Below are 20,948 nucleotides of genomic sequence, written 5' to 3' on the forward strand. Positions count from 1 at the left end.
AACCGGCCGGCCGACCGTACCGAGCAGGCCGATCACCGATCACCGCACCACGCGTACCACCTTTTCCCGACTGCGAGGTTTTCCCACCCATGGCACCCAAGGCCGGCCCCTCCTCCGAAGACAAGCTCCGCGACTACCTCAAGAAGGTCACCGCAGACCTGCGGCGCACCAAGCAGAGGCTGGAGTCCGTCGAGGCCCGGGACAACGAGCCGATCGCCATCGTGGGCATGGCCTGCCGGTTCCCCGGCGGAGTCCATTCCCCCGAGGACCTGTGGCGGATGGTCGCCGACGGCACCGACGCCGTCGGCGACCTGCCGGAGGACCGCGGGTGGGACACCGCAGCGCTCTACGACCCCACCCCGGGCACCCCCGGGAAGAGCTACGTACGCCACGGCGGCTTCCTCGACGCCGCCGCCGAGTTCGACGCCGACCTCTTCGGCATCGCCCCGCGCGAGGCCCTCGCCATGGACCCGCAGCAGCGACTGCTGCTGGAAACCTCCTGGGAGGCGATCGAACACGCCCAGATCAGCCCCGCCGCCCTGCGCGGCACCGAGACCGGCGTCTTCATCGGCGGCGCCGACACCGACTACGGCTCCCTCGCCAAGCAGACCGCCGAAACCGAGGGCCACCTGCTGACCGGCGGCGCGGTCAGCGTCCTGTCTGGCCGGATCTCCTACACCTTCGGCCTCGAAGGCCCGGCCGTCACCGTCGACACCGCCTGCTCCTCCTCCCTGGTCGCCCTGCACCTGGCCGTACGCGCCCTGCGGGCCGGCGAATGCACCATGGCCCTGGCCGGCGGCGTCGCGATCATGCCGACCCCCCGCCTGTTCACCGAGTTCTCCCGCCAGCGCGGCCTCGCCGCCGACGGCCGCTGCAAGCCCTTCGCCGAGGCCGCCGACGGCACCGGATGGGCCGAGGGCGTCGGCGTCCTGCTCGTGGAGCGACTGTCGGACGCCCGCCGCAATGGCCACCAGGTGCTCGGCGTCGTCCGGGGCACGGCGGTCAACCAGGACGGCGCCAGCAGCCGCCTCACCGCCCCCAACGGACCCTCCCAGCAGCGCGTCATCCAGGCGGCGCTCACCAACGCGCAGCTGACCGCCGACCAGATCGACGCCGTCGAGGCCCACGGCACCGGTACCACGCTGGGCGACCCGATCGAGGCCCAGGCACTGCTCGCGACCTACGGCCGGGGCAGGCCGGCGGACCAGCCGCTGCTGCTCGGCGGCATCAAGTCGAACATCGGGCACGCGCAGGCCGCGGCCGGTGTCGCCGGCGTCATCAAGATGGTCATGGCGATGCGGCACGGCGTCCTGCCCCGGACCCTGCACGTGGACGAGCCGACCTCGCACGTCGACTGGAGCGCGGGCGCCGTCGAACTCCTCACCGAGCGGACCGACTGGCCCGCCACCGGCCGCCCGCGCCGCTCGGCGGTCTCCGCCTTCGGCATCAGCGGCACGAACGCCCATGTGGTCCTGGAACAGGCCGAACCGGCCCCGGCGGAGCCGGAGACCGGGACGGACGGGCCCTTGGCGGTGCCGGGTGTGGTGCCGTGGGTCCTGACGGGCCGGACGGAGCAGGCACTGCGGGACCAGACGGCGCGCCTGCACGCGTACGTGGAGCAGTCCGGGCCGCGCCCGGCCGACGTAGCCCTGACCCTCGCGGCCGGCCGGTCCGCGCTCGGCCACCGTGCGGTGCTGCTGGGTGGCACGCAGCCGGTGGCGGAGGGCGTGGCGCGGGGAGGCAGGACCGCGTTCCTGTTCACCGGGCAGGGCTCGCAGCGGCTCGGGATGGGGCGTGAGCTGTATGCCCGTTTCCCGGTGTTCGCGGCGGCCTTTGACGCGGTGTGCGCGGAGCTGGATGTCCCGGTGCGGGATGTGGTCTGGGGTGAAGACGCGGATGCGTTGAACCAGACGATGTTCGCGCAGGCGGGTCTGTTCGCCGTGGAGGTGGCGCTGTTCCGGCTGGTGGAGTCCTGGGGTGTCAAGCCGGACTTTGTGGCCGGTCATTCCATCGGTGAGGTGGCTGCTGCGCATGTGGCCGGGGTGTTCTCCCTTGCCGACGCGTGTGTGCTGGTGGCGGCCCGTGGCCGGCTGATGCAGGCGCTGCCCGAGGGCGGCGCCATGCTCGCGGTTCAGGCGACGGAGGAGGAAGTCCTTCCGCTGCTGGGCGAGTCGGTGTCGATTGCCGCTGTCAACGGTCCGTCGGCGGTCGTGGTCTCCGGTGCCGAGGACGCGGTGGAGGCTGTCCGGGCCCACTTCGAGGCGCAGGGCCGTAAGGTCACGCGGTTGCGGGTCTCGCACGCGTTCCACTCGCCGCTGATGGACCCGATGCTGGACGAGTTCCGCGCGGTGGTGTCGGGGCTGTCGTTCTCCGAGCCGGAGCTGGCGATGGTGGCCACCTCCGAGGAGCTGTGCGACCCGGAGTACTGGGTGCGGCATGTCCGCGAGGCGGTGCGTTTCGCGGACGGTGTGCGGGCCCTGCACGAGCAGGGCGTGACGCGGTTCCTGGAGCTCGGCCCCGACGGGGTCCTGTCCGCCATGGCCGCTGCATGCCTGCCTGAAGACAGCGACGCGGTCCTCGTCCCCCTGCTGCGCAAGGGCATCGACGAGGAGACGGCTGCACTGACCGCCGCCGCCCGGATGTTCGTCGACGGCACGTTCGTGGACTGGGCGGAGGTGCTGCGGGGAACGGGCGCGCGCCTCATCGACCTCCCGACATACGCCTTCCAGCGGCAGCGCTACTGGCCGACCCCCGGCGCGGCACCGGCCGGTGACGTCCAGGCCGCCGGGCTCGACATGGCCGGGCACCCGCTGCTGGGCGCCTCCATCGAACTGTCCGACGCCGAAGGCATGCTGTTCACCTCCCGCCTGTCGGCCCGGTCGCACCCCTGGCTCTCCGACCACGTGGTGCGCGGCTCGGCCCTCCTGCCCGGAACCGCGTTCCTGGAGCTCGCCATCCGCGCGGGCGACGAGGTCGGCTGCGGCACCGTCGAGGAGCTGACGCTCGCCGCGCCGCTCGTCCTCCCCGAGGAGGGCGGCGTACAGCTGCACCTGCGGGTGGCCGCCGCCGACGGCAACGGCCGCCGTACGGTGACCATCCGCTCCCGCCGTGAGGGAGCCGACGACCAGGCTTGGCTTCAGCACGCGACGGGCGTACTGGCGACGGGCGAGCGGACCGTGGCCCTCGACGCCCCGGACGCCGCGTGGCCCCCGGCCGGCGCCGAGCCGGTCGACCTGACCGGCCTCTACGACCGCATGTCCGAGGCCGGATTCGACTACGGCCCGGTCTTCCAGGGCCTGAAGGCCGCCTGGCAGCAGGGCGAGGACGTGTACGCCGAGGTCGCCCTCCCCGAGGGCGTCGACGGCAGCCCCTACGGCCTGCACCCCGCACTGCTGGACGCCGCGCTGCACGTCACCGCGTTCAACGGGGTGCCGCGCGGCGTCGTGCCGTTCTCCTGGGAGGGCGTGTCGCTGCACGCCACCGGCGCCTCGTCGGTCCGCGTGCGGGTGACCCGTACGCGCGAGGAAGCGCTCACCGTCGCCGTGGCCGACACGGCCGGCGAGCCGGTGGCATCGGTGGAGTCGCTGCTGCTGCGTCCGGTCGATGCCGCTCATACGACGGACCGCGACCCGGTGTACGGCGTGGAGTGGGTGCCGGTCCGGGCGGCGGAGCCGGTGGCGGTGTCCCCGGACGTCGTCATGGCGCGGCTCTCGGGCGACGGAGACGTGGTGGAGTCGGTGCACGCGCTGTCGGCGCGGGCGCTCTCCCTGGTGCAGGAGTGGCTGGGGGAGGAGCGGTCCGCCGATTCCCGGCTGGTGTTCGTGACCCGTGGCGCGGTGTCCGGCGAGGACCTGGCCGCGGCTGCGGTGTGGGGTCTGGTGCGGTCGGCGCAGTCGGAGCACCCGGGCCGGTTCGTGCTGGTGGACGTGGCGGGCGAGGAGCCCGAGACCGGGCTGCTGGAGACCGTACTGGCCGTGGACGAGCCCCAGTTGCTCGTGCGCGACGGCGAGGTGCTGGCCGCCCGGCTGACCCGGCTCGACGGCTCGGTCCGGGAGACGGCTCCGGAGTGGGCGGGCGAGGGCACGGTCCTGATCACCGGCGGCACGGGTGGCCTGGGCCGGGTGATCGCCCGGCACCTGGTGGCCGAACACGGCGTACGCAGCCTGCTGCTGGTGAGCCGGAGTGGCCCGGCCGCCGAGGGCGCCGCCGAACTGGTCGCGGAGCTGGCCGGGCTGGGAGCCGAGGCCCGCGTCGAGGCCTGCGATGTGGCCGATGCGGCAGCGGTGACCGACCTGGTCTCCCGTCATGCGGTGCGGGCCGTGGTCCACACGGCGGGTGTGATCGACGACGGTGTGGTCGAAGCACTGACGCCCGAGCGGCTGTCGGCGGTCCTGCGCCCCAAGGTGGACGCCGCGTGGAACCTGCACGAGGCCACGCGCGAGCTGGACCTGGCCGCCTTCGTCCTGTTCTCCTCCGTCTCCGGACTCTTCGGCGGCCCCGGCCAGGCCAACTACGCCGCCGGAAACGTCTTCCTGGACGCCCTCGCCGCGCACCGCCGGGCCGCCGGAAGGCCGGGCACCTCGCTGGCCTGGGGCCCGTGGACCCAGGACGGCGGCATGACCGGCACCCTGACCGAAGCCGACCTCCAGCGCATCGCACGCACCGGCATGCCCGAGCTGACCCCTGAGCAGGGCGCCGAGCTCTTCGACGCCGCCCTGCGGTCGGACGCCTCGCTGGTCGCCCCGGTGCGCTTCGACTTCGCGGCCATGCGGGCGCAGGACGGGGTACCCGCCCTGCTGCGCGCGCTGGTCCGGCCCCGTACCCGTAACCGGCGTTCGGCGGCTTCCGACGCTCCCGATTCGCCCGCTACGGCGGGTCTGCTGCGTACCCTCTCGGCCCTCACGGCCGACGAGCGCCGCGAGGTGCTCCTCGACCTTGTACGCGGGCACGTCGCCCTCGTCCTGGGCCACACCGACGCCACCGCCGTCGAACCGACGCGAGCCTTCCAGGACCTCGGCTTCGACTCCCTGATGGCCGTCGAACTCCGCAACCGGCTGGGCACGGCCGCAGGCCTGCGGCTGCCGGCGACCCTGGTCTTCGACTACCCGACGGCCGACGCGCTGGTCGGCTTCCTGCTCGACGAGCTGTTCGGCGGCGACACGACCGATGCGGCGGCGGCACTGCTGCCGACGCGGGCCGTGGCCGCGGAGGACGACCCCGTCGTGATCGTGGGTATGGCGTGCCGTTATCCGGGTGGGGTGGCGTCGCCGGAGGATCTGTGGCGGCTGGTTGCTGATGGGGTGGACGCGGTTGGTTCCTTCCCGGCGGATCGTGGCTGGGATGTGGAGGGTGAGTCCTTCGCGCGGGCGGGTGGTTTCCTCTACGACGCTGCCGAGTTCGACCCGGAGTTCTTCGGGATGAGCCCGCGTGAGGCGCTGGCCACGGATGCCCAGCAGCGGCTGCTGCTGGAGACGTCCTGGGAGGCGATCGAGCGGGCCGGCATCGACCCGGTCTCGCTCCGCGGCTCGCAGACCGGCGTCTTCGCGGGCGTCATGTACACGGACTACCGGACCCTGCTGGACGGCAAGCAGTTCGACGGCTTCCGCGGCAACGGCAGCGCGCCCAGCATCGCCTCCGGCCGCGTGTCGTACACCTTCGGCTTCGAAGGCCCCGCGGTAACGGTGGACACGGCGTGTTCGTCCTCGCTGGTGGCCCTGCACTGGGCGGCGCAGGCACTGCGCTCGGGTGAGTGCTCCCTCGCCGTGGCCGGCGGTGTGACGGTGATGTCGACGCCGACGACGTTTGTGGAGTTTGCGCGTCAGGGTGGTCTGTCGTCCGACGGCCGGTGCCGTTCGTTCTCGGATTCCGCCGATGGTGTCGGCTGGGGCGAGGGCGTGGGCATGGTCGTGCTGGAGCGGCTGTCGGATGCGGTGCGGAACGGTCACCGGGTGCTGGCGGTCGTGCGTGGCTCGGCGGTGAACCAGGACGGTGCGAGCAATGGTCTGACGGCCCCGAACGGTCCCTCGCAGCAGCGGGTGATCCGGCAGGCGCTCGCCAGTGGCGGCCTGTCCACGTCCGACGTGGACGTGGTGGAGGCGCACGGCACGGGTACCACGCTGGGCGACCCGATCGAGGCGCAGGCGCTGATCGCGACCTACGGTCAGGACCGTGAACTCCCGCTGCTGCTCGGCTCGGTGAAGTCCAACATCGGGCACGCGCAGGCGGCGGCCGGTGTCGCCGGTGTGATCAAGATGGTCATGGCGATGGAGCACGGCATCGTGGCCAAGACCCTCAACGTCGACGCGCCGTCCACGCATGTGGACTGGAGCGCGGGCGCGGTGGAGCTGGTGACCGACGGGACGGCCTGGCCGGAGTCGGGCCGTGCCCGGCGGGCGGGTGTGTCCTCGTTCGGTATCAGTGGGACGAACGCGCATGTGGTGCTGGAGCAGTTCGCGTCGGCGGATGTGGTGCCGGCTGCTGCAGACGCCGTTCCGGGTGTGGTGCCGTGGCTGGTGTCCGGCAAGACGGAGGACGCGCTGCGCGACCAGGTCGCGCGCCTGCGTTCGTACACGGAGGAGTCGGGGCTGCGGCCGGTGGATGTGGGTCTGTCAACGCTCGGCCGGTCGGTCTTTGCCCACCGGGCCGTGGTGCTGAACGGCGAGCAGGTGATCCAGGGCCAGGCACGCGCCGGTAAGACCGCGTTCCTGTTCACCGGTCAGGGCTCGCAGCGGCTCGGGATGGGGCGTGAGCTGTATGCCCGTTTCCCGGTGTTCGCGGCAGCCTTCGACGCCGTGTGCGCGGAATTGGATGTCCCGGTCCGGGATGTGATCTGGGGCGAGGACGCGGAACTGGTCAACCAGACCACGTACGCGCAGGCGGGTCTGTTCGCGGTCGAGGTGGCGCTGTTCCGTCTCGTCGAGTCGTGGGGTGTCAAGCCGGACTTCCTGGCTGGTCACTCCATCGGTGAGGTGGCCGCGGCGCATGTGGCCGGGGTGTTCTCCCTCGCCGACGCGTGTGCGTTGGTGTCGGCGCGTGGTCGGCTGATGCAGGCGCTGCCCGAGGGTGGTGCGATGCTGGCGGTGGCGGCGACCGAGGAGGAAGTCCTCCCGCTCCTTGACGAGACGGTGTCGATCGCCGCGGTCAACGGTCCGTCGGCCGTGGTGGTCTCCGGTGCCGAGGGCGCGGTGGAGGCTGTCCGGGCCCACTTCGAGGCGCAGGGCCGTAAGGTCACGCGGTTGCGGGTCTCGCACGCGTTCCACTCGCCGCTGATGGACCCGATGCTGGACGAGTTCCGCGCGGTCGTCTCCGGCCTGTCGTTCTCCACTCCCACGATCCCGCTGGTCGAGCCGGTCTGTGACCCGGAGTACTGGGTGCGGCATGTCCGCGAGGCGGTGCGTTTCGCCGACGGTGTGCGGGCCCTGCACGAGCAGGGCGTGACGCGGTTCCTGGAGCTGGGCCCCGATGGGGTCCTGTCCGCCATGGCCACCGCATCCCTGCCGGAGGACGGCTCGGCCGTCCTCGTTCCTCTCCTGCGCAAGAACCGTGACGAGGAGACGTCCGCCCTCCAGGCCCTCGCCGAGCTCCATGTGAACGGCGCCGCCACGGATTGGTCGGCCCTCTTCACCGGCACCGGCGCCCGCACCGTCGAGCTGCCCACCTACGCCTTCCAGCACCAGCGCTACTGGCCCACGGGCGGCGGTTTCGCACGCGGCGGTGACGTACGGCTCGCAGGCCTGGAGTCGGCCGAACACCCGCTGCTGGGCGCAGCCGTGGAGCTGGCGGACTCGGACACCTTCCTCTTCACCGGACGGCTGTCGGTGGCCACCCACCCGTGGCTCGCGGATCACATGGTCATGGGTGCGGTGCTGGTCCCGGGGACGGCCCTGGTCGAACTGGTCGTCCGCGCCGGTGACGAAGCCGGGTGTCCGGCAGTGGAGGAACTGACGCTCGCCGCGCCGCTCACCCTGCCCGCTCAGGGCGGCGTACGCGTGCAGGTCGCGGTGGGCGCGCTCGACGAGTTCGGCCGCCGTACGGTGACGGTGCACTCCCGCCCGGACGGCGCGGACGACTCCCTCTGGATCCAGCACGCCACCGGCGTGCTCGCGCCCGCCACCGCTCCGCACCCGGCCGTCGACACGGCGGTCTGGCCGCCGGCCGGCGCGGAGGCGCTGGACGTGTCGGAGCTGTACGAGCGGTTTGCCGAGGCCGGGTTCGAGTACGGGCCGGTGTTCCAGGGCCTGCGAGCAGCCTGGCGGCTCGACGACGAGGTCTACGCCGAGGTCGCGCTGCCGGAAGACACGGACCTGACCGGATTCGGACTGCACCCTGCCCTGTTCGACGCAGGCCTGCACGCGGCCGTGCTCGTCGGTGACGGGGAACGCGGCGTGCCCTTCTCCTGGTCCGGCGTGTCGTTGCACGCCTCAGGCGCGTCTGCTCTGCGGGTACGACTGTCCCGTACGCCCGACGGGGCGATCTCGGCGGCGCTGGCGGACGCCGCGGGAGAGCCGGTCGCTTCGGTGACGGCGCTCACGGTGCGTCCGGTCTCCGCCGAGCAGCCGCACGATGGGCTGTTCGGGGTGGAGTGGGTGCCGGTCCGGGTGCCGGCGCCGGTGGCGGTGTCGCCGGATGTGGTGGTGCACCGGCTGGCCGGTGATGGCGATGGCGATGTCGTGGAGTCGGTGCATGCGCTGTCGGCGCGGGTGCTGGCTCTGGTGCAGGAGTTGCCGGAGGAGTCGCGGCTGGTGCTGGTGACCCGTGGCGCGGTCGCGGGTGAGGATCTTGCGGCTGCTGCGGTGTGGGGTTTGGTGCGTTCGGCGCAGTCGGAGCAGCCGGGCCGGTTCGTGCTGGTGGACGTGGAGGGCGAGGAGCCCGCCGGTCTGCTGGAGTCCGTACTGGCGCTCGACGAACCGCAGGTCTTGGTCCGGGAGAGCCGGTTCCTCGCCGCGCGGCTGGCCCGGGTCGAGGCCGCACAGGAGACCGCTCCCGCCTGGGCGGGTGAGGGTGCCGTCCTGATCACCGGCGGTACGGGTGGCCTGGGCCGGGAGATCGCCCGGCACCTGGTGGCCGAACACGGCGTACGCAGCCTGTTGCTTGTCAGCCGCAGCGGCCACGCCGCCGACGGTGCGGCGGATCTCGTCGCCGAGCTGGAGCAGCAGGACGTACGGGTCGCGGTCGAGGCCTGTGACGTCGCCGAGCCCGCTGCCGTACACGACCTGTTCGCCCGGTACGACGTACGGGCAGTGATCCACACCGCCGGCGTGATCGATGACGGGGTGATCGGCTCGCTGACGGGCGAGCGGCTCTCGGCCGTGCTGCGGCCGAAGGTGGACGCGGCCTGGAACCTGCACGAGGCGACGAAGGAACGCGACCTTGAGGCGTTCGTCGTGTTCTCCTCAGTCGCCGCCGCATTCGGCAGCGCGGGGCAGGCGAACTACGCCGCCGGCAACGCCTTCCTCGACACCCTTGCCGCGCACCGGCGGGCCGCGGGCCTGCGCGGGGTTTCCCTCGCTTGGGGCCCCTGGGCGCGGACCGGCGGAATGACCGGTTCGCTGACCGACGCCGAGGTCGAGCGCATCACCCGGCTGGGCATGCCGCCGCTGTCCGTGGCGGACGGCCTGGCGCTGTTCGACGCCGCGCTGTCGGCCGAGCGGCCGGCGATCCTGCCGGTCCGGCTGGACCTGGCCGCGATCCGCGCGCTGGGCGAGGTGCCGGCGCTGCTCCGCGGCCTGATCCGGACCCGGGCGCGCCGCACCATACGTACGGGGTCGGCCGACGCGGCCGGACTGCGGACGAGACTGTCCGGCCTCGCCGAGGGTGAGCGGCACGGGGCCGTGCTCGACCTGGTGCGCGCACAGATCGCGCTGGTGCTCGGGCACGGAGGCGCGGCCGATGTCGATCCGGCGCGGGCTTTCCAGGACCTGGGCTTCGACTCCCTGACGGCGGTTGAGCTGCGCAACCGGCTGGGTTCGGTGACGGGGCTGCGGCTGCCCGCCACGGTGGTCTTCGACTACCCGTCGGCGGACGCGCTCGCCGGATTCGTCCGCGACGAGATCCTCGGGGAGGAGGTCGAGGCCGCTCCGGTGGCCGTGCGCCAGGCCGTGACGGCCCACGATCCGGTTGTGATCGTGGGTATGGCGTGCCGTTATCCGGGTGGGGTGACCTCGCCGGAGGATCTGTGGCGGCTGGTGGCTGATGGCGTGGATGCCGTTGGCTCCTTCCCGGGGGACCGGGGTTGGGATGTGGAGGGCGAGTCGTTCGCGCGGGCGGGTGGTTTCCTCTACGACGCTGCCGAGTTCGATCCGGAGTTCTTCGGGATGAGTCCGCGTGAGGCGCTGGCCACGGATGCGCAGCAGCGGCTGCTGCTGGAGACGACGTGGGAGGCGGTGGAGCGGTCCGGCATCGATCCGGTGTCGCTGCGCGGCTCGCAGACCGGTGTGTTCGCGGGTGTCATGTACAGCGACTACGCCAACCTGCTCGGCGGCCGGGAGTTCGAGGGCCAGCAGGGCAGCGGGAGCGCGGGCAGCATCGCCTCCGGCCGCGTCTCGTACGCGCTGGGCCTGGAGGGTCCGGCGGTGACGGTGGACACGGCGTGTTCGTCCTCGCTGGTGGCGATGCACCTCGCGGCACAGGCGCTGCGTTCGGGGGAGTGTTCCCTCGCCGTGGCCGGCGGTGTGACGGTGATGTCGACGCCGACGACGTTTGTGGAGTTTGCGCGTCAGGGTGGTCTGTCGTCCGACGGCCGGTGCCGTTCGTTCTCGGATTCCGCCGATGGTGTCGGCTGGGGCGAGGGCGTCGGCATGGTCGTGCTGGAGCGGCTGTCGGATGCGGTGCGGAACGGTCACCGGGTGCTGGCGGTCGTACGTGGCTCGGCGGTGAACCAGGACGGTGCGAGCAATGGTCTGACGGCCCCGAACGGTCCCTCGCAGCAGCGGGTGATCCGCCAGGCGCTGGCGAGTGGCGGTCTGTCGACGTCCGATGTGGACGTGGTGGAGGCGCACGGTACGGGTACGACGCTGGGTGACCCGATCGAGGCGCAGGCGCTGATCGCGACCTACGGCCAGGACCGCCCGGAGGGCCGGCCGCTGTGGCTGGGCTCGCTGAAGTCGAACATTGGGCACGCGCAGGCTGCGGCCGGTGTGGCGGGCGTCATCAAGATGATCATGGCGATGCGGCACGGTGTGCTGCCGCGCACGCTGCACGTGGACGCGCCGTCCTCGCATGTCGACTGGGCGGCGGGTGATGTGCAGCTGCTGTCGCAGGAGCGTGCCTGGCCGGAGTCGGGCCGGGTGCGTCGGGCGGGTGTGTCCTCGTTCGGCATCAGCGGAACGAACGCACACGTGGTGCTTGAGCAGTTCGCGTCGACCGGTGTCGTGCCGGCTGCGGACGTCGTTCCGGGTGTGGTGCCGTGGCTGGTGTCCGGCAAGACGGAGGACGCGCTTCAGGATCAGGTCGTGCGGCTGCGCGCGTACGCGGAGGAGTCGGAGCTGCGGCCGGTGGACGTGGGCCTGTCCGCCCTCGGCCGGTCGGTCTTCGCCCACCGGGCTGTCGTACTGAACGGCGAGCAGGTGATCCAGGGCCAGGCGCGGGGCGGCAAGACCGCGTTCCTGTTCACTGGTCAGGGTTCGCAGCGGCTCGGGATGGGTCGTGAGCTGTACGCCCGCTTCCCGGTGTTCGCCGCGACCTTTGACGAGGTGTGCGCGGGCCTGGACATGCCGGTGCAGGATGTGGTCTGGGGTGAGGACGCGGATGCGTTGAACCAGACGATGTTCGCGCAGGCGGGTCTGTTCGCCGTGGAGGTGGCGCTGTACCGCCTCGTCGAGTCGTGGGGTGTCAAGGCCGATTTCCTGGCCGGGCACTCCATCGGTGAGGTGGCCGCGGCCCACGTGGCCGGAGTGTTCACCCTCAAGGACGCATGTGCGCTGGTCGCGGCCCGTGGCCGGCTGATGCAGGCGCTGCCCGAGGGTGGCGCGATGCTGGCGGTGGCGGCGACGGAGGAGGAAGTCCTTCCGCTGCTGGGTGAGTCCGTGTCGATCGCCGCCGTCAACGGTCCCTCGGCCGTGGTGGTCTCCGGTGCCGAGGACGCGGTGGAGTCTGTCCGGGCCCACTTCGAGGGGCTCGGCCGCAAGGTGACCCGCCTTCGGGTCTCGCACGCCTTCCACTCGCCGCTCATGGACCCGATGCTGGACGAGTTCCGTGCCGTCGTCTCCGGTCTGTCCTTCTCCTCGCCCGCGATTCCGCTGGTGGCGGGTGCGGAGGAGCTGTGTGACCCGGAGTACTGGGTGAGGCACGTCCGCGACGCGGTCCGCTTCGCGGACGGCATCCGTACCCTCACCGAGGCGGGCGTGACCCGCTTCCTGGAGCTCGGCCCCGACAGCGTGCTCTCGGCCATGGGCCAGGAGTCCGCCGCGCCCGACGCCCTGTTCGTCGGCGCCCTGCGCAAGGGCCGCGACGAGGAGGAGACGGCCGTACGCGCCCTGGCCGAGCTGTACGTCCATGGCGTGAGTGCGAACTGGAGCGCCCTGTTCGCCGGGACCGGCGCCCGCCGGGTCGAGCTGCCCACCTACGCCTTCCAGCGGCAGCGGTACTGGCCCGTCGGCGTGGTGCTGCGTGCGGGTGACGTGCGGTTCGCGGGGCTCGGCGCGGCCGAGCACCCGATGCTGAGCGCGTTCGTGAGCCTCGCCGACGAGGACGGGACGGTACTGACCGGCCGTCTCTCGCGGCAGACCCACCCGTGGCTGGCCGACCACACCGTCAAGGGCGCCGTGCTGGTGCCCGGCACCGGTCTGCTCGAACTCGCCCTGCGGGCGGGTGCCGAGGTCGGCTGTGAGGTGGTGGAGGAGCTGACGCTCGCCGCACCGCTTTCCCTGCCCGAGCAGGGCGGCGTACAGGTGCAGGTACGGGTGTCGGCACCGGAGGAGACCGGTCGTCGTACGGTCGGTGTGTACTCGTGCACCGAAGGAACCGGCGGCGGGGTCTGGGTCCGGCATGCCGGCGGTGTGCTGACCACGGATGCCGTGGACGCCTCGGCCGGATTCGACGCGGCGGCATGGCCGCCGGCGGACGCGGAGGTCGTCCCCGTCGAAGGTGCCTACGAGCGGTTCGCGGAGGCCGGGTTCGGCTACGGTCCGGTCTTTCGCGGGCTGCGGGCGGTATGGCGGCGCGGCGAGGAGCTGTTCGCCGAGGTCGCGCTGCCCGAGAAGGAGCGCGACGCGGCAGGCCGGTTCGGCTTGCATCCCGCGCTGCTGGACGCCTCCCTGCACGCAGGCCTGCTGGAGGGCGACGGCGACGACACCGTCGTGCCCTTCGCGTGGAACGACGTGGTGCTGCACGCCGTCGGAGCCTCCGAGGTCCGGGTGCGGCTGACCCGCGTCGGCGACGAGGGCCTGTCCCTGCAGATGGCGGACACGGCCGGACAGCCCGTGCTGTCCGTGGGCTCGATGCTCAGCCGCCTCGTTTCGGCGGAGCAGCTGGGGGCCTCCGGGAGCCCGCTGTTCGGGGTCGACTGGTCGGTTGTGCCGGCGGTTGCTCGTGACGAGTCGTGGGTTGGTTGGGAGGAGGTGCCGGCCGAGGGCCCGGTGCCGGATGTGGTGGTGCTGGATTGCGCAGCAGGGGTCGGGACGTCGGATGTTCCCTCCGGTGTGCGTGCGGTGTCGTACCGGGTGCTGGATGCCGTGCGGTCGTGGCTGGCTGATGAGCGTTTCGCGGCGTCTCGTCTGGTTGTGGTGACGCGTGGTGCGGTCGCGGTGTCGGAGGGCGTTGGGCTGGATCTCGTGCAGGCTCCGGTGTGGGGTCTGGTGCGTGCGGCGCAGGCGGAGAACCCGGGCCGGTTCGTGCTGGTGGATGTGGAGCCGGGGGCGGCTGTCGGCGACGTGGCGTATGCGCTGGCGACCGGTGAGCCGGAGTCCGCGGTGCGGGCGGGTGAGGTGTGGGTGCCTCGGCTGGTGCGTCTGGACTCCTCCGGTGATGTGGTGCCGGTCTTCGATGCCGAGGGTTCGGTGCTGGTGACCGGTGGTACCGGTGGTCTGGGTGCGGTCGTAGCCCGTCGTCTGGTGACGGAGTACGGCGTACGGCACTTGGTGCTGACCAGTCGGCGGGGTCTTGAGGCCCCCGGGGCTGAGGAGTTGGCGGCCGAGCTGGCCGGACTCGGTGCCATGGTCCGTATCGCCGCGTGTGATGTGGCGGACCGGGAGGCGCTCGCGGGACTCCTTGCCGAGACCGTGGCGGAGCGTCCGCTGACCGGCGTCTTCCACGCCGCCGGTATCAGCAGCAACGCGCTCGTCGGGGCCCTGACCGAGGACCGCTTCGACGCCGTCCTCGCCCCCAAGGCGGATGCCGCGTGGCATCTGCATGAGCTGACGCGGGAGATGGACCTGGCCGCGTTCGTACTGTTCTCCTCGGCGGGTGGTCTTGTGCTGACCGCCGGGCAGGGCAACTACGCGGCGGCGAACGTCTTCCTGGACGCCCTCGCCGCGCAGCGGGCGGCCGAAGGCCTCCCCGCCACCTCCATGGCCTTCGCCCTGTGGGATGCGGGAGTCGGCATGGGCGCGCTCCTCACCGATGTGGACCGCAAGCGGATGGCGGCCCAGGGCCTGCCCGTCCTGTCGGCCGAGACCGGCCTGGATCTCTTCCACTCGGCGCTGCGCTCCGCCCGGCCCCTCGTCGTGCCCGCCACGGTCGACACCGCGGCCCTGCGCTCCCGTACCGACGAGATACCCGCCCTGCTCCGCGGGCTCGCCCCGCGGCGCGCCCGCCGGGCGGCTGCCGGATCCGGCAGCGCCACCGCTGCCTCGCTGACGCAGCGGCTGTCCGGCCTGTCGGCGGGGGAGCGGCGGCGTACGGTGCTGCACCTGGTGCGTTCGCAGGTCGCGTCCGTGCTCGGGCATGCCTCGGCCGAGGCGATCGGCGCGGACCGGGCGTTCCAGGAGCTGGGCTTCGACTCGCTCGCCGCGACCGAGCTCCGCAACCACCTGAACCAGGCCACCGGCCTGCGACTGCCCGCCACCCTCGCCTTCGACCACCCCAACGCCGACTCCGTCACCGACCTCCTCCTCACCCTCCTCGGCACCACCGATGCGACCTCGGACGCGGCCGTACGGGGCACCGAACACCGGCGCCCCGTCGACGACGACCCGATCGCGATCGTCGGCATGGCCTGCCGCTACCCGGGCGGAGTGACCTCGCCCGAGGAACTGTGGCGACTGCTGATGGACGGCGGGGACACCGTCTCCGACCTGCCCGCCGACCGCGGCTGGAACATCGAGGACCTGTACGACCCGGAGCCCGGCAAGGAGGGCAAGAGCTACACGCGCCGCGGCAGCTTCCTCCACGAGGCGGCGGACTTCGACCCGGCCTTCTTCGGCATCTCGCCCCGCGAGGCCCTGTACATGGACCCGCAGCAGCGACTGCTGCTCGAAACCTCCTGGGAGGCCCTGGAGCGGGCCGGGATCGACCCCGCCACGCTCAAGGGCAGCCGCACCGGCGTCTTCGCCGGCGTGATGTACCACGACTACGCGCTCGGCGCGCACCCTTCCGGCACCAGCGGCGGCAGCGTCGTCTCCGGCCGGGTCTCGTACACGCTGGGCCTGGAGGGCCCGGCCGTCACGGTGGACACCGCGTGCTCGTCCTCACTGGTGGCCCTGCACCTCGCGGTACAGGCCCTGCGGGCGGGAGAGTGCTCCCTGGCCCTGGCCGGCGGCGCGACCGTCATGTCCACGCCCGGCATGTTCATCGAGTTCAGCCGCCAGCGCGGCCTGTCCGTCGACGGCCGCTGCAAGGCGTTCGCGGGCAGCGCCGACGGGGTCGGCTGGTCCGAGGGCGTCGGCGTACTGCTCGTCGAGCGGCTGTCCGACGCACAGCGCAACGGACACCGGGTCCTGGCCGTGATCCGCGGTTCCGCGGTCAACCAGGACGGCGCCAGCAACGGCTTCACCGCCCCCAACGGGCCCTCGCAGCAGCGGGTCATCCGCCAGGCCCTGGCCTCCGCCGGCCTGTCGGCCGCCGAGGTGGACGCGGTCGAGGCGCACGGCACCGGCACCACCCTCGGCGACCCGATCGAGGCGCAGGCGCTCATCGCGACGTACGGGCAGGACCGGCCGGAGGACCGGCCGTTCCTCCTCGGCTCCATCAAGTCGAACATCGGGCACGCGCAGGCCGCGGCCGGCGTCGCGGGAGTGATCAAGATGGTCATGGCCATGCAGGAGGGCGTGCTGCCGCGCACGCTGCACGTGGACGAGCCCTCGCCGCACGTGGAGTGGACCGAGGGCGCGGTGGCGCTGCTCGGGGAAGCGGTGGAGTGGCCGGAGACCGGCCGTCCCCGCCGCGCGAGCGTCTCGGCGTTCGGCATCAGCGGCACCAATGCGCACGTGATCCTGGAACAGGCAGCCACGGAAGCTTCGGTCCCGCAGACAGAGGCCGAGGCCGCGACGGGACCGGAGGCCGGCGTACTGCCGTGGCTGGTGTCCGCCGCGACTCCGGAGGCCCTGCGCGAGCAGGCCGCGCGCCTGCTCGCGTACGTCGAATCCCGGCCGGGCCTGGACCTGGCGGCGACGGCCGGCGCGCTGGCGACCACGCGGACCGCGCTGGAGCAGCGGGCGGCGGTCGTCGCCACCGGACGCGAGGAACTGACCGAGGGACTGCGCGGACTGGCCGCGGGAGACCTTGCGCTGCCGGGTGGTGTCTTCACGGCATCTGCCCGGGGCGCCGGAACGTGTGCCTTCCTCTTCTCGGGTCAGGGCTCGCAGCGGCTCGGGATGGGGCGTGAACTGTACGAGCGCTTCCCGGTGTTCGCGGCAGCCTTCGACGCGGTGTGCGCGGGCCTGGACATGCCGGTGCGGGAGGTGGTCTGGGGTGAGGACGCCGATGCGCTGAACCGCACGGTGTTCGCCCAGGCCGGGCTGTTCGCCGTCGAGGTGGCGCTGTTCCGGCTCGTCGAGTCCTGGGGTGTGACGCCGGACTTCGTGGCCGGTCACTCCATCGGTGAGGTGGCCGCGGCCCATGTGGCCGGGGTGTTCTCGCTGGCCGACGCGTGCGCGCTGGTCGCGGCCCGTGGCCGGCTGATGGACGCGCTGCCCGAGGGCGGCGCGATGGTCGCCGTCCGGGCGACCGAGGAGGAAGTCCTCCCGCTGCTCGGCGAGTCCGTTTCGATCGCGGCCGTCAATGGCCCCTCCTCGGTGGTCATTTCGGGCGCCGAGGACGGCGTGGAGGCAGTACGGGCGCACTTCGAGGGGCAGGGCCGCAAGACGACCCGCCTTCGGGTCTCGCACGCGTTCCACTCGCCGCTGATGGACCCGATGCTGGACGAGTTCCGTGTGGTGGTGTCGGGGCTGTCCTTCTCCGCGCCCACCCTTCCGGTCGTCTCCAACCTGACCGGCGCGATCGCCGAAACCGAGCGGCTGTGCACCCCGGAGTACTGGGTGAGCCATGTCCGCGACGCGGTCCGCTTCGCGGACGGCATCCGTACGCTGACCGAGGCGGGCGTGACCCGCTTCCTGGAGGTGGGCCCCGACGCCGTCCTCTCCGGCATGGCCGGGGACTGCTCGGACGGCACGCCCGCCCTGCCCGTGCTGCGCGCGGGCCGGGACGAGGCCGCCACCTTGGTCGCGGCGCTCGCCGCACTGCACGGAGCCGGAATCGCCGTGGACTGGCGGCAGTTCTTCGGCGCCACGGACAAGAACGCTCACGTCGACCTGCCGACCTACGCCTTCCAGCGGCAGCGCTACTGGCTGGACGGGACCCTGGGGGCAGCCGACCTGGACTCGGTCGGTGTCACCTCCGCGGATCACCCGCTGCTGGGTGCCGCGATGGAACTCGTCACCGCCGACGGCTACCTCTTCACGGGCTGGCTGTCGCTCCGGACACACCCATGGCTGGCGGACCACACGGTGATGGGCGCGGTGCTGGTGCCCGGCACCGGGCTGCTCGAACTCGCCCTGCGGGCGGGTGCCGAGGTCGGCTGTGCGGTGGTGGAGGAGCTGACGCTCGCGGCGCCGCTGGTGCTGCCGGTGGAGGGCGGCGTACAGGTACAGGTGTGGGTCGGTGAGTCGGACGAGTCCGGGCGCCGCCAGGTCACCGTGCACTCCCGGCCGGACGAGGACCAGGACGGGGTGTGGGTCCGGCACGCCGGTGGCGTGCTGAGCGCGGACGCCGTCGAAGCTGCCGTGTTCGACGCGGCGGCCTGGCCGCCGGCCGGCGCCGAGCCGGTGTCCCTCGACGGTGCCTACGAGGGCTTCGCCGGGGCCGGGTTCGGCTACGGTCCGGTGTTCCGTGGGCTGCGGGCGGTGTGGCGGCGTGGCGAGGAGCTGTTCGCCGAGGTCGCGCTGCCGGTGGAGGAGCGGGACGCGGCAGGCCGGTTCGGCCTGCACCCCGCCCTCCTGGACGCCGCGATGCACGCGGCGATCCTGACGAGCACGGGCGAGACCGCGATCCCGTTCGTCTGGACCGACGTGGCGCTGCACGCCGTCGGCGCCGCCGAGGTGCGGGTGCGGCTGACCCGTGTCGGCGAGGACGGCTGGACGCTGGCGCTCGCCGATGTCACCGGCACGCCGGTGCTCTCGGTGGGCTCTATGGTGAGTCGGCCGGTCTCTGCGGAGCAGTTGGGGGCCTCCGGGAGTCCGCTGTTCGGGATCGACTGGTCGGTTGTTCCGGCGGTTGCTCGTGACGAGTCGTGGGTTCGTTGGGGCGAGGTGCCGGCGGAGGGTTCGGTGCCTGGTGTGGTGGTCCTGGACTGCGCAGCCGAGGTCGCCTCGGATGTCCCCTCCGGTATGCGTGTGGTGTCGTACCGGGTCTTGGACGTGGTGCGGTCGTGGCTGGCCGATGAGCGCTTCGCGGCGTCCCGTCTGGTTGTGGTGACGCGTGGCGCGGTCGCGGTGTCGGAAGATGCTGGGCTCGACGTCGTGCAGGCTCCGGTGTGGGGTCTGGTGCGTGCGGCGCAGGCGGAGAACCCGGGCCGGTTCGTGCTGGTGGATGTGGAGCCGGGCGCGGCTGTCGATGACGTGGCGTATGCGCTGGCGACGGGTGAGCCGGAGTCCGCGGTGCGCGCGGGCGAGGTGTGGGTGCCTCGTCTGGTCCGGCTGGAGGCGGCCGACCGCGTTCCTGCATTCGATGCCGAGGGTTCGGTGCTGGTGACCGGTGGTACCGGTGGTCTGGGTGCGGTCGTGGCCCGTCGGCTGGTGACGGAGTACGGCGTCCGGCACTTGGTGCTGACCAGCCGGCGGGGTCTTGAGGCCCCCGGTGCTGAGGAGTTGGCGGCCGAGCTGGCCGGGCTGGGCGCCGTGGTCCGTATCACCGCGTGTGATGTGGCGGACCGGGAGGCGCTCGCGGGACTCCTCGCCGAGATCGTCGCGGAGCGTCCGCTGACCGCCGTCATCCACGCCGCCGGCGTCGGCGACAGCGCCGTCATGGCCGCGCTCACGCACGAGCAGGTGGACACGGTCTATGCCCCCAAGGCGGATGCCGCGTGGTATCTGCACGAGCTGACGCGGGAGATGGACCTGGCCGCGTTCGTACTGTTCTCTTCAGCCGGCGGTCTCGTACTGACCGCCGGGCAGGGCAACTACGCGGCGGCGAACGTCTTCCTCGACGCCCTCGCCGCACACCGGGCGGCCGAAGGCCTGCCCGCCACCTCCATGGCCTTCGGCCTCTGGGAGGTCGGCGGCGGACTCGGCGCCTACCTGCGCGACGTGGACCGCAAGCGGATGGCCGCCCAGGGCGTACCGCCGCTGACCCACGAGGCCGGTCTGGCCCTGTTCGACGCGGCCCTGCGGTCCGAGCGCGCCACCGTCGTCCCCGTACGGGTCGACACGGCCGCTCTGCGCAGCCGCAAGGACGAGGTACCCGCCCTGCTGCGCGGCCTTGCACCCGTCGTACGGCGGGCCGCGGCGGCCGGCAGTGGCACGGCCGGCGCCGAGCCGACCCTGAACGACCGGCTGTCCGGCCTGTCGGCGGGGGAGCGGCGGCGTACGGTGCTGCACTTGGTCCGGGCGCAGGTCGCGTCGGTGCTGGGGCATGCCTCGGCCGAGGCGATCGGCGCGGACCGGGCCTTCCAGGAGCTGGGCTTCGACTCGCTCGCCGCGACCGAGCTCCGCAACCACCTGAACCAGGCGACCGGCCTGCGACTGCCCGCCACCCTCGCCTTCGACCACCCCAATGCCGACTCCGTCACCGACCTCCTCCTCACCCTCCTCGGGGGCAACGGAACCGGCGAGATCTCGGGTGAGGAGGAGGTCCGCGAGGCACTCCGGTCCATCCCGACGAGCCGGCTGCGTGACGCCGGCCTGATGGAGAGCCTCCTGGAACTCGCGGAGGTCCGGATCACTTCCGCAGACCTCGCCGAAGAGCAGGAGCAGGACACTGCCGAGGACGCAGACGGGGCCGCGCTCGCCGCCGCCCGCCGCGAGACCGCCCAGCTGCGCGCCGACAACCGCAAGCTCGCCGCCGATCGGCACGAGCCCATCGCGATCGTCGGCATGGCCTGCCGCTATCCGGGCGGCGTGACCAGCCCCGAGGACCTCTGGCGGCTCGTCACCTCCGGCGGCGACGCGATCTCCGCGTTCCCCGTCGACCGGGGCTGGGACCTGTCCTCCCTGCGCGACCCGAACGGGACCGGCCCGGACGCGTACTACACGCGCACCGGCGGATTCCTCGACGGAGCGGCCGACTTCGACCCGGCCTTCTTCGGCATCTCACCGCGCGAGGCCCTCGCCATGGACCCGCAGCAGCGGATCACCCTGGAGCTGGCCTGGGAGGCGCTGGAGCGCGCGGGCATCGACCCGACCTCGCTCCGGGGCAGCCGCACCGGCGTGTTCGCCGGCGTGATGTACCACGACTACCCGGGCAGCGACGGCAACGGCAGCGTGGTCTCGGGCCGCGTCTCCTACAAGCTCGGCCTCGAAGGCCCCGCCGTCGCAGTCGACACCGCCTGCTCGTCCTCCCTGGTCGCGCTGCACCTCGCG

The 20,948-nt window shown here is 72.6% G+C and carries 1 protein-coding gene (only partly in view); it reads left to right on the forward strand.

All coding sequences use genetic code 11. The annotated features are described in order from the left end of the window. Positions 1-89 precede the first annotated feature (89 nt). Positions 90-20,948, forward strand: partial view of an SDR family NAD(P)-dependent oxidoreductase gene (locus tag ABT123_RS21570; RefSeq protein ID WP_351316998.1) — the 5' portion only. The gene runs 9,834 nt beyond the window's last position; only the first 20,859 of its 30,693 coding nucleotides appear in the window; its start codon is at positions 90-92; its stop codon lies off the right edge, out of view.

Origin of the sequence: Streptomyces sp. NPDC002054, assembly GCF_040296685.1 — a bacterium.
In the GTDB taxonomy this organism is placed as follows: Bacteria; Actinomycetota; Actinomycetes; order Streptomycetales; family Streptomycetaceae; genus Streptomyces.